The organism is Sphingorhabdus sp. SMR4y (assembly GCF_002218195.1).
In the GTDB taxonomy this organism is placed as follows: Bacteria; Pseudomonadota; Alphaproteobacteria; order Sphingomonadales; family Sphingomonadaceae; genus Parasphingorhabdus.
Genome location: NZ_CP022336.1, coordinates 1,297,761 through 1,310,080 on the forward strand (window position 1 = coordinate 1,297,761; position 12,320 = coordinate 1,310,080).

Below are 12,320 nucleotides of genomic sequence, written 5' to 3' on the forward strand. Positions count from 1 at the left end.
TAGGGTCTCGCGACCATAGCCAGATTCATCTGCATGCTGGCTTAACATGCTTTGCTATCACAATTTTTCGAGACAGGTAAAATAAAAGCCATCTGTTCCGTCATGATGCGGTGAAAGAAGTATGCCTTTACGATATGGACGGCCAATCGGCAAATCAATCGATAATTCCCGCCACTCCGGGTGGCTTTCCAGGAAGCGGCCTGTCTGGTCACCGCCCTCGGCATCAAGCAGAGAGCAGACGGCATAGACCAGGCGGCCGCCCGGTTTCACCAGTTCGCTGCCCAGTTCCATCAGCCTGTGCTGCAAGTCCGTCACATGGTCGAGCCGCTTGGGCGTCATCCGCCAACGCAATTCCGGATTGCGCCGCCATGTCCCCGTTCCGCTGCAAGGTGCGTCGACCAGGACGAGATCGCAACGGCCTTTCAGATGTTCCAGCGACTCCATTTCCCGGCCCGGGCCAAGCAGGATCGTCTCGATATTCCGCGCGCCGGTCCGCCGTTTGCGCGGTTCGATCCGGCTCAGCCGGCTGCGGTCCGCATCCGCTGCAACAAGCTTGCTCTCGGCTGGCAGCATGGCCGCCAGCGCCAGCGTCTTCCCACCCGCGCCCGCGCACAGATCGAGCGCCAGTGTTGGTTTCGCAGCAGCGCCCGCCACGGCAATGGCCTGGCTGCCGAGATCCTGGATTTCCACCGCACCGTCGCGATACAGCGCCTTGTCTTCAAGCTGGGTGCCGGTGGGAAGTTCGTAGGCCTGAGGGAGAGCCAGAGCGACCGCCTCTGGCCAGGCCGCCTTGACGTCGCTGTCCTTGGCACGCTGACCATGGACCCGGATATGCAGCGGCGCGCGATCGAACAGCGCTTTACGCTCAATCTCGTCGATCGGACCGGCAAACCGGTCGGTCAGCCACGCCGGGACCTGTGGACCGCTGGCAACCGGTTCACCCACTTCGATCGCTGCCGGCCCATAATTGGCGCCGGTAAAGAGCTCCCGCAGTTCGGGCCGCTCGTCCAGCAGGCCGAGCATCGCCTGCCTGCCGTTCTCCGGCCGCTCGCCCCAGCGCCGGATCGCGCTATAGACCAACTCGCGAATGGCCCGCCGGTCGCCGGATCCGGCATAGCGCCGTTCCTTGAAGAATTTCTTCGCGATATTATCTGCCGAAGCCCCGTTATCGCGCGCCGCCGCGATAATCCAGTCCAGCATCTCGATAGCGGCCTGCAGCCGTGCCGACGGGGTCATGGATCGAGCCGATCATCGCGATGGATGCAGAAATATTCCGTGCGGCTATCCGCCCCATATTTGGCGATGACCCTGGCTTTCCGTATCGCCGCATCCTCTTCGCAACTCTCGACCGTCAGATAGGCATCGCTGATCCACAATGGCCGGTCGTCCGTCTGACCCGCTGGCCAGATGAACATCAGCAAGACGATTTTGGCTTCGATCATAGGAGACCGCCCAAGGCGTTACCGCGTCGGATAATTGGGTGCTTCCCGGGTGATGGCGACATCATGGACATGGCTTTCCTGCAGACCGGCATTGGTGATCCGGACAAATTCGGCCCGTTCGCGCAAATCCTCAAGCGTCGCCGAGCCGGTATAACCCATGGCCGCCTTCACGCCGCCAACCAGCTGATGGATGACATCGCGCGCCGGCCCCTTGAACGGCACCTGCCCCTCGATGCCTTCCGGCACCAGTTTCATCTGGTCCTTGATATCCTGCTGGAAATAGCGGTCCGCCGATCCGCGCGCCATGGCGCCGACCGATCCCATGCCGCGATAGCTTTTATAAGCCCGGCCCTGATAGAGGAACGTCTCGCCCGGAGCCTCTTCGGTTCCGGCGAGCAACGATCCGATCATCACCGCCGAAGCGCCCGCGGCCAGCGCCTTGGCAACATCGCCCGAAGTCCGCAATCCGCCGTCGGCGATCACCGGAATACCGGACTTTTCCGCTTCTTCCGCACAATCCATGATCGCGGTCAGCTGCGGAACACCAACACCGGCAACCACCCGCGTGGTGCAGATCGAACCGGGTCCGATACCAACCTTGATGCCGTCCGCGCCCGCATCGATCAGGGCGCGCGTGGCCGCGGCCGTCGCCACATTGCCGGCGATGATCTGGGCTCCGTTCGACCGCTTTTTCACTTCCTCGACAGCCCGCGCAACCATGGCGCTGTGGCCGTGCGCGGTATCGATCACGATCAGATCGCATTCCGCCTCGATCAGGGCCTGGGTCCGCTCGATCCCGCTCTCGCCCACGGTCGAAGCCGCAGCGACCCGCAGCCGGCCGGATTCGTCCTTGGTCGCATTGGGATAGGTAACGGCTTTCTCGATATCCTTGACCGTAATCAGCCCGACGCAGCGATAATCATTGTCGACGACGAGAAGTTTCTCGATCCGCCGCTGGTGCAGCGTCCGCCGCGCCTCTTCCTGGCTGACACCCGCCGGAACCGTGGCCAGATTGTCCTTTGTCATCAATTCCGAAACCGGCTGTTTCGGGTTTTCGGCAAAGCGGACATCGCGGTTGGTCAATATGCCCACCAGCTTGCCCGATTTTTCGACCACCGGAATGCCGGAAATCCGGTTCTGCTCCATCGTCGCCTGCGCTTCGGCCAATGTGGCATCCGGCGAGATGGTGATCGGATTGACCACCATGCCGGATTCAAACCGTTTAACCTGCCGCACTGCGGCGATTTGCTGTTCCACAGTCAGATTGCGATGCAACACGCCGATTCCGCCCATCTGCGCCATGACAATCGCCATATCCGACTCGGTCACCGTATCCATGGCGGAGGACAGGATCGGGATATTCAGCCCGATAAGCTTGGACAGCTGGGTTTTGGTATTTGCCTGGCTGGGCACAATCTCGGACGCCGCAGGCTGCAGCAGGACATCGTCAAAGGTCAGTCCCAACCGAATTTCTTTATGCTTGCCTGACCTGCTCATGATCGCCACTTTCCGATGTCGTGAATTTGATTCTGTGGCGGCCCATGTAATCAGTTATCCGGCTCGCCGCTAGAGGCTTTTCCCGGATATGTCGCCGTCGAGGCAAAATAACGGCCCAGCGCGACGTGGAAATTGGCGTCCGCAGTCGCTCCCGCCAGCAACAGGCTGTCGTTCACTTCATCGCTAACATCATGATAAGGCCCGTTGATAAAGGCTGTCAGCCGCTCTTCGTCGGCAAAGGCACTGGTGATCATGTAGGCAGGAATGCCACGTTCCAGAAAAACGTAGCCGTCCTGCCGTTCGAGATAGGCGTCCGCCATGCCGCTGCGGTCGATTTCGCGCCCTTCTTGCATTGCGACAATCTCGATATCCCGGTCCAATATGGTTTCGCCCAGCCCGATTACGGCAATTTTCGTACGATTGTCAGACAGGGCGATCGTATCCGCATTGAAAACGGCTTTGAAATTCTCGAGCGCGACCGGCGGGTTCCGGACAAAGGCCCGGGCCCCCAACAGACCTTTCTCCTCGGCGGTCGTGGCAAGGAAATAGATATCGCGATCCCGCTGCTCGCCGGACAAACGCCTGGCCGTTTCGATCAGCAGCGATATGCCACTGGCATTGTCGACCGCGCCGTTGCAAATCCGGTCGCGCTCCGGCTCCTTCGGCTCTTCAGCCCGACAAATGCCAAAATGGTCCCAGTGCCCCAGAAACAACAGAGCACCGTTCGCCGGATCGGTGCCGGGGATCTTTCCGATGACATTATGCGATATATAGAAGCGGACAGCGGTTTCGATCACCGCATCTGCGCGCAGGTCGAGTTCCAGGCTGCCAACCTTGCCGCTTTCGAAAAGCAGCGTTTCGGCATCCAGCCCGGATGACCGGACCAGCTTCCTGAACTGATCGTAGCGGATCAAACCTTCGACCGGCGCGTGGTTTTCGGGATCAGCCAGAGCAGTCGTCCCGCGCTGGAATGCCCGGAAATATCTCGGCCAGAGCCCCTCGTCTGTGACAATGCCGATCACCCCCTCTGCACCCTCACGGATCAGCTGCAACTTGCGGTCGCGATAGTCCGGCAGTTCCGCGTCGGCCTCTGGCGGGTTGCGGGGCAAAAATACCAGCTTCCCGGCGACCGAAGCGCCGCCACGCCCGGAACCGGTGTCGGCGTAGCCGGCGAACGCCAGCGGCATATCCCGTTTGCGAAACGACGCATCGCGGCTGCGCAGGATGATCTCATCCTGCGCCACGCGCACGGTCTTTCGGGAACGGCGATCGGCGACATAGAGGCGATCGCTTTGCGGCGTGCGCTCGACAAGCGGCACCGGCGCGTACCAGGAGCCCTTTTCTCCCGCCGCTTTCAGGCCCGCCGCCGACCATTGGCTGGCGATATAATTGACGGTCTTGTTTTCTCCCGTCGTGCCCGGCTCGCGCCCCTCGAAGCCATCCCCCGCCAGTATCTCGATATGCCGTAACATATCGGCTTCGTTTATCGGCTGCGCGCGGGCCGCTCCGGTAAAGACAAGGCCGGCAAAAAGCAGAACAACGACAAAACGCATAGAAACAACCCTGGTATCAGCCTGAAAAATTCGCTTTTTCCTTGGCAATATCCAGCAATTAATCAATGATAATGCGACGGTTCGCGGAGGAGAATGGAAATGGACGTTTCACTGTTGTTATTGGTGCTGCTGGTCACCATCATCTATCTGTTCGCAAGTATCAAGATCGTCCGGCAAGGCTATCACTATACGATCGAATATTTTGGTCGGTTCACGACAATCGCCCAGCCGGGGTTCAACTTCTATCCGGCATTTCTCTATCGGGTCGGCCGCAAGGTCAACATGATGGAACAGGTGCTGGACATTCCGGGACAGGAAATCATCACCAAGGACAATGCGATGATCTCCACCGACGGCGTGGTATTCTTCCAGGTACTCGAAGCGGCCAAGGCCGCCTATGAAGTCAATGATCTGTACAACGCGATCCTCAATCTCGTCACCACCAATCTGCGCACGGTCATGGGCTCGATGGATCTCGACGAGACCTTGTCAAAACGGGACGAAATCAACGCACGGCTGCTGACCGTGATCGACGATGCCACAACGCCCTGGGGGATCAAGATCACCCGTGTCGAGATCAAGGACATCCGTCCGCCGCAGGATATCGTCAATGCGATGGCGCGGCAAATGAAGGCCGAGCGCGAGAAACGCGCCAATATCCTCGACGCAGAAGGTGCCCGGGCCTCCGAAATCCTCCGCTCGGAAGGCGAGAAACAGGGTCAGATCCTGCAGGCAGAAGGCCGCAAGGAATCGGCCTTCCTCGATGCCGAAGCGCGCGAACGGGAAGCCCAGGCCGAAGCAAAAGCGACCCAGATGGTGTCCGAAGCCATAGCCGGGGGCAACGCGCAGGCGATCAATTATTTTATCGCCCAGGACTATGTGAAGGCGGTTGAAAAATTTGCCACCTCGCCAAATGCAAAAACCATATTATTCCCGGTAGAGGCGACCCAGCTGATCGGATCACTCGGCGGCATCGGCGCGCTTGCCAAGGAGGCACTGGGCGAAGACGGGCACGCCATCACGCCCCCGCCCCGGCGCAAGGGCCCGTTTGACAATCAGGATCAGTGAGACCGGCAACAGGCGGAGCATGAGCCATGGATGATATCACACTGAATAACCCGGAATATCTCTGGCTGGGATTGGCCGCCTTGCTCGCACTCGCCGAATTGTTCGTGCCCGGCGTCTTCCTGATCTGGGTGGCGGCGGCCGCGGCGGTGACTGGAGTCCTGTCGCTTTTCATCGACATGACTTTTGCCGGTCAGCTCACGGTATTCGGCCTTGCCACCGTCGCCGCTGTGCTCGGAGGACGGCGCTGGTACCTGACGCATAAGGTCGAGAGCGAAAATCCGCTGCTCAACAATCGCTCGGCGCAGCTGGTCGGCAAAACCGTGACTATAGTCGAGGCGGTTTCAGCAACCAGCGGGCGCGCAAAAGTGGCCGATGGCGTATGGCCGGCAACAGGCCCGGACCTTAAAAAGGGCACGGTTGCCAGGATTGCCGCGGTAGAAGGTGGGGTCCTGCGGCTGGAAGCACTGGAGAGTCCCGTTCAACAGGACACCAAGCCTATTTCCTGAAGAACCCCTTCGCCATATCGGTGAGATCATTGATCGGATTGCCATCGCCGTCCCGGTCCAGAAAACCGGTCATTTTACCGAGCAGCCCGTCTTCACCGCCCAGCTTGTCTATCAGGCTGCCCTCGCCATCCAGACCGGCTTTCTCCGCCATGGCGGGCAACAGTCCTTTGAGCTTCTCGGGATCGACGCCGGCCTCGGCCGCGGCTTCCTTGATTGCAGCCATCTTGTCGGTGCCGTCGTCGCGCAATTTCGCGAATAGTGCCTCACCGCCCCTTTTGGCTTCGTCCGCCGTCATTCCGGCCTTCTCGGCGATTTCGTCAATGCTGAAATTTTCAGGCAGCATTGCCATTACTTTGTCGAGCATGTTCATCGTGTTTCCCCTTCCAGATCAAGCGAACTCTAGCGGACCAGCTTGCCGGCCATTCCGATAATATCATCCAGCGGATTGCCGTCCCCGTTCAGGTCGAGCAGCGAACCGATGCCACCCATTCCCCCCGAAGACGCATTATTGCCGCCGCCCAGCAAACCGCCGATCAGTCCACCAAGACCGCCACCATTGCTGGTTCCACCAGCACCACCGCCGCTTTGCTTGGCCATATAGCCGGCGACCATCATCGCCACGACCGGCAGCATTTTCTTCAGCAGGTCGCTGCTGATCCCGGTCTGTTGCTCCGCCCCTGCGGCAACGGTGCGGCTGACTTCCTTGGAACCGAAAATCTGGCCGAGCACTTCATTGCCCTTGCTCACCGGGGTCGGCTCCGTGCCGAGCACGCTATCGAGCAAGCCGCCGCCGCCAAGCTGGCCGAGCAACCCGCCGAGACCGTCCAGACCGCTTGGCTGGGCCTGTGTCGTTTTCTTGAAACCACCCAATATGGCGGGCAACAATGCCGCAGCGCCAGCCTCGGCAACGCTTTCATTGATACCCAATTCCTTGGCCATTGTTCCGATGCCGCCCGACTGTTGCAACGCATCCATGATATTCATCGTCAATCTCCTCATCCGCCACATCGGCACGCTCTGATTCTTTGCTTGCTAAGTCCCTAGCACAGTTTTGGGCCAGAAACCGCCTAAAGCGCGGTGTTACGAGTATTTACAGGGGATTAGTGGCATATATGCGTGCGAAGAGACGAAGGACAATTGACAGGACAACCACTTGCTCCGAAACGAATAGCAAGGGTGTGGCCACATAATAGATCAATTCGGAGTCCCCCCAGAAGTATAGAGGAGCATGACATGAGTATTTTCGGAAAAATCAAGAACGCGATCTTTGGCGGTGAAGCCAAGGCAGCAGAACCCGAAGCCAAAACGGCGGCCAAACCCGCCGCAGCCGCTCCGGCCGAGCGGGCAGCGATCAGCGAAGTCGACGTGGCCTCGCGGCTCGACAATATTCCGGGGTCGGACAAGCTCAACTGGCGCACCTCGATCGTCGACCTGATGAAGCTGGTCCAGATTGACGCCAGCTATGGCAACCGCAAGGAACTCGCGCAGGAACTCGGCAACAGCGACTATAGCGGGTCGGCCGAGGACAATATCCTGCTGCACAAGCAGGTCATGAACAAGATTGCGGCCGCCGGCGGTATCGTTCCGGCCGATCTCAAAGACTAACCATCTGGACGACATGTCCGTTTGAATCTAGGCGGGGGCTGTGAGCGATCATGGCCCCCTTGCTTTTGCCCCTCTTCCCGCTGCGGAAGCGCCAAGAGGCTGCCGCCGCTGTCCGCGTCTGGTCGGCCTGCGCAAAAGCCTGCGCAAGAAACATCCGGACTGGTGGAACGCGCCCGTCCCCGCCTTTGGCGATCCCGAGGCATGGCTGGCCATTGTAGGCCTCGCGCCGGGCACCGAGGGCGCGAACCGCACCGGCAGGCCCTTTACCGGGGACGCCTCGGGCGAAACGCTGTTCGCCACCCTCACCAAATATGATTTTGTGGACGGCGAATTCGCCAATGATCCCTCCGACGGTATCTCACTCAACGGCGCCATCATCCTCAACGCGGTCAAATGCCTGCCGCCGGAAAACAAACCGACCGGGGCGGAAATCAACAATTGCCGGGACTATCTCAAAAAACCCATCCGCGCCCTGCCCCGGCTGCGGGTCCTAGTGGCGCTGGGCAAAATCGCCCATGACAGCATCATTCGGATGGAGGGCCTGAGACTGGCGGACCACAAGTTCGCCCATGGCGCAAAGCATTCTCTCTCCGGTAGCCGTGTTCTTATCGATAGCTATCACTGCAGCCGCTATAATCTGAATACCGGACGGTTGACCGTGGCGATGTTTGACGATATTTTTGATCTGGCCATCGATAGACGGCCCGATCAATAAACCTCCGGTCGCCAATTCCGCGTCACCAGCACCTTGTCGCCCTTGCGGACATTGGCAAACAGCTTGCGCGCAAATTCCAGTGGCACTCCGATGCAACCGTGGGTTGCCGAGACACTGTCGACCTCCGCGCCATGGATCGCGACCCCCTTCCAGGTAAGCCGCAAATTATAAGGCATCGGAGCATTGTCATAAGTACTGCTATAATGGTCCGCGTCTTTTTCGAGGATCGGAAAAACGCCGGTGGGCGTGTCATATTCCTCCCAGCCGCGGGTGATCCTGGTGCGGGCAATCTCGATACCCGCGCGATAGACGTAGAGCTGCTCCGCCTCCAGATCGACGACGATCTGCGCCGACCCGCGCGCTCCACTCGCTCGGGCAAAGCTTTCGTCCCAGAAATGCTCGCCAAAATCGAGCGGCCGGTCGAGTTCGATATAATGCTCCACCGCGAATGGCGAGCGCGGTTCCTGCGGCGCGGCAGTGCGTGGAGAAGTCGCTGAACTCCCTGACTCATATTCGATGATAAAATCACTCTGGCCGAAGGACGGCGCAGATATGGCGGTCATGGCAAGAATGAAGGCAGCAACCAGACCATGAAGCCAAATCCGGACGCGCATGCCTATATATCCTCGGCCAGCCGCCCATAAAGCTCCGGTCGGCGGTCCCGGAAAAACCCCATGCCGGCGCGGTGCTTGCGGGCCTGTTCGAGATCAAGCGATGCCGTCAGCACGCCTGTCTCCTGCGAGCCATATTCAGCCACCAGATCGCCCCATTCATTGGTGATGAAACTGTGGCCGTAAAACGCCTGGTCGTCTTCCAAACCGATGCGGTTGCTGGCCACCACCGGCATACAGTTGCTTACCGCATGGCCCTGCATCGCCCGTCGCCACATGCGGCTGGTGTCGAGGTCGGCGTCATAGGGTTCTGAGCCGATTGCCGTGGGATAGAATAGAATTTCCGCACCCATCAGCGCCATCGCCCGCGCGGTTTCCGGATACCATTGGTCCCAGCAGATACCGACGCCGATCCGCGTACCGAACACGTCCCAGACCTTGAATCCCGTATTGCCGGGGCGGAAATAAAATTTCTCCTCATAGCCGGGACCGTCGGGAATATGGCTCTTGCGATAGACCCCCATGATCTCCCCGTCGGGATCGATCATCGCGAGGCTATTATAATAATGCTGACCGTCGCGTTCGAAAAAACTCGCCGGAATGGCGACGCCATATTGCTTGGCGAGCTTCTGCATCGCCAGCACCGGCGTGCTTTCGCTCAGCGGCTGGGCTAGGCCAAACAGCGCTTCTTCCTCGGTCTTGCAGAAATAGGGGCCGGCAAACAGTTCCGGCGGCAGGATGATTTGCGCGCCCTGTTCCGCCGCTTCGGCGACAAGGCCACTGACGGCAAAGATATTCGTCTGTTTGTCGCCGCCCAGGGGCAGCTGCAGGGCCGCTACGCTTATATTGGTCATAGCGGCCCTGATAGCGGTTTAGGGAAGCTTCTTAAACAATAATGTCATCCGGTCGGATTCGCCGATCGCTTCATATTTCGCTTTGTCGGCATCACCCTCGGCAAAGCGCGGCGGCAAGGTCCAGACGCCTTTGGGGTAATCCGCGCTATCCTTTGGATTGGCGTTCACCTCGGACTGCTTGACCAGTTCAAAGCCATGGGCTTCCATGAAATTCACAACCGTATCGGTCCGGAGATAACCGCGACCGCCGTCGGCATAGCTGAACGGAGCATCATCCTTGGCCCGGTGCTGGACGATGCCGATCGTGCCATCCTCTTTCAGCAATCTGCGCAGCGCCTTGATCTCGCTGTCGGCGACATTCCAGCGCATCAGATTGTGCATCATCCGCGGGATCAAGACAAAATCGACGCTGCCCGCCAGTTCATCGCTAATTTCGCCCGTGGTCAGGCCCTTGAATTTGTCTGCCGGAAGCCCGGTCATCTCGGCAACTTTGGTCGGGAATTCAGCCCCCCATTTGGCCATTGCAGTCTTGCGATCTTCCGGAAAAGGAAGCGGGGCCGGATCAAAATTCACTCCGATATACTGCCCTTTTTCGGCCAGATAGGGCGCGAGGATTTTCGTGTACCAGCCGCCGCCCGGCGCATATTCCGCGACCGTCTGATCCGGTGTGACGCCAAAAAAAGCGAGCGTCTCGGCCGGGTGCCGATAGACATCACGGGCCTTGTCGTCCGCGCGCCGCTCATGATCCAGAACCGCCTGCAGGCTTGCATCCGTCATGGCGGTGCTCTCTTTCCCGTGATCATTGGCGGTAGCCGGAGCAGTGGCGCCCAGCATCGCCAGCGCCGCGCTTGCCATCAGTAATGTCTTCATTTTGTCATTCCTCTCAGATTTCCGATATTTTCCGGCCTCCAATCCTACGCGAGGCCGGTCAGGACTCAATATATATTAACGGGCCTTTTCCATAGATGCCCTATATTGCGGCAAGATCTCGGGCCGCGGATATAGTTCATCATAAGGCACGGACTTTCCGGTATCCTGCACGATCCGGACATGTTTCCGGCTCAGTTTGCGTGGTTCATCGACGCCACAGCTATGCGCAATCACCTCGACCTCGTGCACGATATTTTTGCAGTAATTGGCCACTTTCACCTTCTTGTCCTGCGGATCGAGACCCCGCTGCAGCCGGGGGTTATGCGTGGTCACTCCGGTCGGACAGGTGTTCATGTTGCATTTCAGCGACTGGATACAGCCGAGCGAGAACATGAAACCCCGCGCAGTATTGACGAAGTCGGCGCCGGCACAAATCGCCCATGCCGCGCTTGACGGCGTAATCCGCTTGCCCGAAGCAATAATCTTTATCCGGTCGCGCAACCCATAGCGGTGAAAAATATCGGACAGCATCGGCAGGCTTTCCTTCAGCTGCAAACCGACATTGTCCATCAGCGGCATCGGGGCAGCACCGGTGCCGCCGTCGCCACCGTCCAGCGTGAAGAAATCCGGCGCGCTTTCTATCCCGCGCCTGTGGATCGCCTCGCACAAGTCTTCCAGCCAGCCATAGGCGCCAACCACCGCCTTGATCCCGGTCGGCTTGCCGGTTACATCCCGGACATGATGGATGAAGTCGAGCAGATCATCGACGCTGTTCACTTCGGGATGACGATTGGGCGAGATGCTCGGCTGCCCCTCGGTGATGCCACGGATTTCCGCTATCATCCGGTTCACTTTTTCGCCGGGCAATATTCCGCCCTTGCCCGGTTTGGCCCCTTGTGACAATTTGATCTCGAACATTCTGACCTGCTCGTGCGCCGCCACCGCCCGCAGCTTCTCGTCGCTCAGACTGCCGTCGGTATCGCGCACACCATATTTCGCAGTGCCGATCTGGAAGACGATGTCGCACCCTCCTTCGAGATGGAAGGGCGAAAGACCACCCTCCCCGGTGTTCAGCCAACATCCGGCCAGCTTCGCGCCATGCGACAAGGCCTGGACCGCGGGCACCGACAAGGCTCCAAAACTCATTGCGGAAATATTGAAGAAGGATCTGGTCTCGTACGGATGTCGCGAATACGGCCCGATCGTGCAGGTCGTGGTTTCCGCCGCATCGCTTTCCAGCGTAGGAAACGGAACGTTGACGAAAATCGCCGTGCCCGGTGGATCAAGACTTTTCGTCGATCCGAAGGCAATCGTATTGTCCAGTCCCTTGCCCGCCCGCTCGACCCATTCCCGCTCGGCCCGGTTGAACGGCATTTCCTCGCGGTCCATGGCGAAGAAATATTGCCGGAAGAACTCGCCGAGTTCAGAGAATATATGCCGGAACCGGCCAATAACCGGATAGTTGCGGCGCACCGCATCCTGCTTCTGGTTGACGTCGATGATGAACATGACGACCATAGCGGCCAGTCCCAGCCCGAGCAGAAGGACGAAAATATAGGTCAGCGCGCTCAATACGCCCAATATGCCGTCGGTCATCAA

Annotated in this window: 14 protein-coding genes; 4 read left to right on the forward strand and 10 right to left on the reverse strand. The window is 59.2% G+C overall.

The features are described 5' to 3' along the window. Positions 1–57: 57 nt before the first annotated feature. From SPHFLASMR4Y_RS06135 to SPHFLASMR4Y_RS06150, 4 genes are read right to left on the reverse strand one after another with little or no spacing between them, the layout of a single operon-like run. Entirely contained in the window at positions 58–1,236 is a 1,179-nt protein-coding gene (locus tag SPHFLASMR4Y_RS06135; RefSeq protein WP_089132771.1) for an RsmB/NOP family class I SAM-dependent RNA methyltransferase, read from the reverse strand. Continuing rightward, entirely contained in the window at positions 1,233–1,442 is a 210-nt protein-coding gene (locus SPHFLASMR4Y_RS06140; protein WP_089132772.1) for a hypothetical protein, read from the reverse strand. Before SPHFLASMR4Y_RS06140 ends, SPHFLASMR4Y_RS06135 begins: the two co-directional genes overlap by 4 nt. Before the next feature lie 18 nt (positions 1,443–1,460). Beyond that, entirely contained in the window at positions 1,461–2,939 is a 1,479-nt protein-coding gene (gene guaB, locus SPHFLASMR4Y_RS06145) for an IMP dehydrogenase (RefSeq protein WP_089132773.1), read from the reverse strand. A 50-nt stretch (positions 2,940–2,989) separates the two neighbouring features. Continuing rightward, positions 2,990–4,492: a M28 family peptidase gene (locus SPHFLASMR4Y_RS06150; RefSeq protein WP_089132774.1), complete on the reverse strand. Its 1,503-nt coding sequence runs from the start codon at positions 4,490–4,492 to the stop codon at positions 2,990–2,992. A gap of 99 nt (positions 4,493–4,591) precedes the next feature. Between SPHFLASMR4Y_RS06150 and SPHFLASMR4Y_RS06155 the strand changes: the two genes are divergently transcribed. Both SPHFLASMR4Y_RS06155 and SPHFLASMR4Y_RS06160 read left to right on the forward strand, forming a co-directional pair. After that, positions 4,592–5,560 carry an SPFH domain-containing protein gene (locus SPHFLASMR4Y_RS06155; RefSeq protein WP_089134718.1) on the forward strand — a complete coding sequence of 323 codons (969 nt, stop codon included), beginning with the start codon at positions 4,592–4,594 and terminating at the stop codon, positions 5,558–5,560. A 26-nt stretch (positions 5,561–5,586) separates the two neighbouring features. After that, positions 5,587–6,066, forward strand: coding sequence for an NfeD family protein (locus SPHFLASMR4Y_RS06160; RefSeq protein ID WP_089132775.1), 480 nt, complete (start codon positions 5,587–5,589; stop codon positions 6,064–6,066). Here the strand turns inward: SPHFLASMR4Y_RS06160 and SPHFLASMR4Y_RS06165 are convergent. Together SPHFLASMR4Y_RS06165 and SPHFLASMR4Y_RS06170 are read right to left on the reverse strand one after the other, a co-directional pair. After that, entirely contained in the window at positions 6,056–6,436 is a 381-nt protein-coding gene (locus tag SPHFLASMR4Y_RS06165) for a hypothetical protein (protein ID WP_089132776.1), read from the reverse strand. The two genes, SPHFLASMR4Y_RS06160 and SPHFLASMR4Y_RS06165, sit on opposite strands and share 11 nt — an antisense overlap. 29 nt (positions 6,437–6,465) lie before the next feature. Further along, the gene (locus tag SPHFLASMR4Y_RS06170; RefSeq protein ID WP_089132777.1) at positions 6,466–7,050 is read right to left on the reverse strand and encodes a DUF937 domain-containing protein; all 585 of its coding nucleotides are present in this window, start codon (positions 7,048–7,050) and stop codon (positions 6,466–6,468) included. Between the two features lie 249 nt (positions 7,051–7,299). Between SPHFLASMR4Y_RS06170 and SPHFLASMR4Y_RS06175 the strand changes: the two genes are divergently transcribed. Continuing rightward, complete coding sequence (locus tag SPHFLASMR4Y_RS06175) at positions 7,300–7,671, forward strand: DUF3597 domain-containing protein (protein WP_089132778.1); 372 nt, start codon at positions 7,300–7,302, stop codon at positions 7,669–7,671. 40 nt (positions 7,672–7,711) lie between these two features. After that, complete coding sequence (locus tag SPHFLASMR4Y_RS06180) at positions 7,712–8,386, forward strand: uracil-DNA glycosylase (RefSeq protein ID WP_089132779.1); 675 nt, start codon at positions 7,712–7,714, stop codon at positions 8,384–8,386. On the opposite strand, the gene SPHFLASMR4Y_RS06185 is transcribed toward SPHFLASMR4Y_RS06180, so the two are convergent. The 4 genes from SPHFLASMR4Y_RS06185 to SPHFLASMR4Y_RS06200 form a co-directional block, all read right to left on the reverse strand. After that, positions 8,380–9,000: a L,D-transpeptidase family protein gene (locus tag SPHFLASMR4Y_RS06185; protein WP_089132780.1), complete on the reverse strand. Its 621-nt coding sequence runs from the start codon at positions 8,998–9,000 to the stop codon at positions 8,380–8,382. The two genes, SPHFLASMR4Y_RS06180 and SPHFLASMR4Y_RS06185, sit on opposite strands and share 7 nt — an antisense overlap. A gap of 2 nt (positions 9,001–9,002) precedes the next feature. Next, a complete protein-coding gene (gene aguB / locus SPHFLASMR4Y_RS06190; protein ID WP_089132781.1) occupies positions 9,003–9,851 on the reverse strand; it encodes an N-carbamoylputrescine amidase in 849 nt (282 codons plus the stop codon). Between the two features lie 18 nt (positions 9,852–9,869). Beyond that, positions 9,870–10,721, reverse strand: coding sequence for a class I SAM-dependent methyltransferase (locus SPHFLASMR4Y_RS06195; RefSeq protein WP_089132782.1), 852 nt, complete (start codon positions 10,719–10,721; stop codon positions 9,870–9,872). A gap of 75 nt (positions 10,722–10,796) precedes the next feature. Then, positions 10,797–12,317 (reverse strand): FMN-binding glutamate synthase family protein, encoded by a 1,521-nt coding sequence (locus SPHFLASMR4Y_RS06200; protein WP_089132783.1) that lies wholly within the window; start codon positions 12,315–12,317, stop codon positions 10,797–10,799. Positions 12,318–12,320 lie beyond the last annotated feature (3 nt).

Coding starts and splice junctions, on each gene's coding strand:
- SPHFLASMR4Y_RS06135 (WP_089132771.1), bottom strand. CDS start 1,236: ATGACCCCGTCGGCACGGCTGCAGGCCGCTATCGAGATGCTGGACTGG.
- SPHFLASMR4Y_RS06140 (WP_089132772.1), bottom strand. CDS start 1,442: ATGATCGAAGCCAAAATCGTCTTGCTGATGTTCATCTGGCCAGCGGGT.
- guaB (WP_089132773.1), bottom strand. CDS start 2,939: ATGAGCAGGTCAGGCAAGCATAAAGAAATTCGGTTGGGACTGACCTTT.
- SPHFLASMR4Y_RS06150 (WP_089132774.1), bottom strand. CDS start 4,492: ATGCGTTTTGTCGTTGTTCTGCTTTTTGCCGGCCTTGTCTTTACCGGA.
- SPHFLASMR4Y_RS06155 (WP_089134718.1), top strand. CDS start 4,592: ATGGACGTTTCACTGTTGTTATTGGTGCTGCTGGTCACCATCATCTAT.
- SPHFLASMR4Y_RS06160 (WP_089132775.1), top strand. CDS start 5,587: ATGGATGATATCACACTGAATAACCCGGAATATCTCTGGCTGGGATTG.
- SPHFLASMR4Y_RS06165 (WP_089132776.1), bottom strand. CDS start 6,436: ATGAACATGCTCGACAAAGTAATGGCAATGCTGCCTGAAAATTTCAGC.
- SPHFLASMR4Y_RS06170 (WP_089132777.1), bottom strand. CDS start 7,050: ATGAATATCATGGATGCGTTGCAACAGTCGGGCGGCATCGGAACAATG.
- SPHFLASMR4Y_RS06175 (WP_089132778.1), top strand. CDS start 7,300: ATGAGTATTTTCGGAAAAATCAAGAACGCGATCTTTGGCGGTGAAGCC.
- SPHFLASMR4Y_RS06185 (WP_089132780.1), bottom strand. CDS start 9,000: ATGCGCGTCCGGATTTGGCTTCATGGTCTGGTTGCTGCCTTCATTCTT.
- aguB (WP_089132781.1), bottom strand. CDS start 9,851: ATGACCAATATAAGCGTAGCGGCCCTGCAGCTGCCCCTGGGCGGCGAC.
- SPHFLASMR4Y_RS06195 (WP_089132782.1), bottom strand. CDS start 10,721: ATGAAGACATTACTGATGGCAAGCGCGGCGCTGGCGATGCTGGGCGCC.
- SPHFLASMR4Y_RS06200 (WP_089132783.1), bottom strand. CDS start 12,317: ATGACCGACGGCATATTGGGCGTATTGAGCGCGCTGACCTATATTTTC.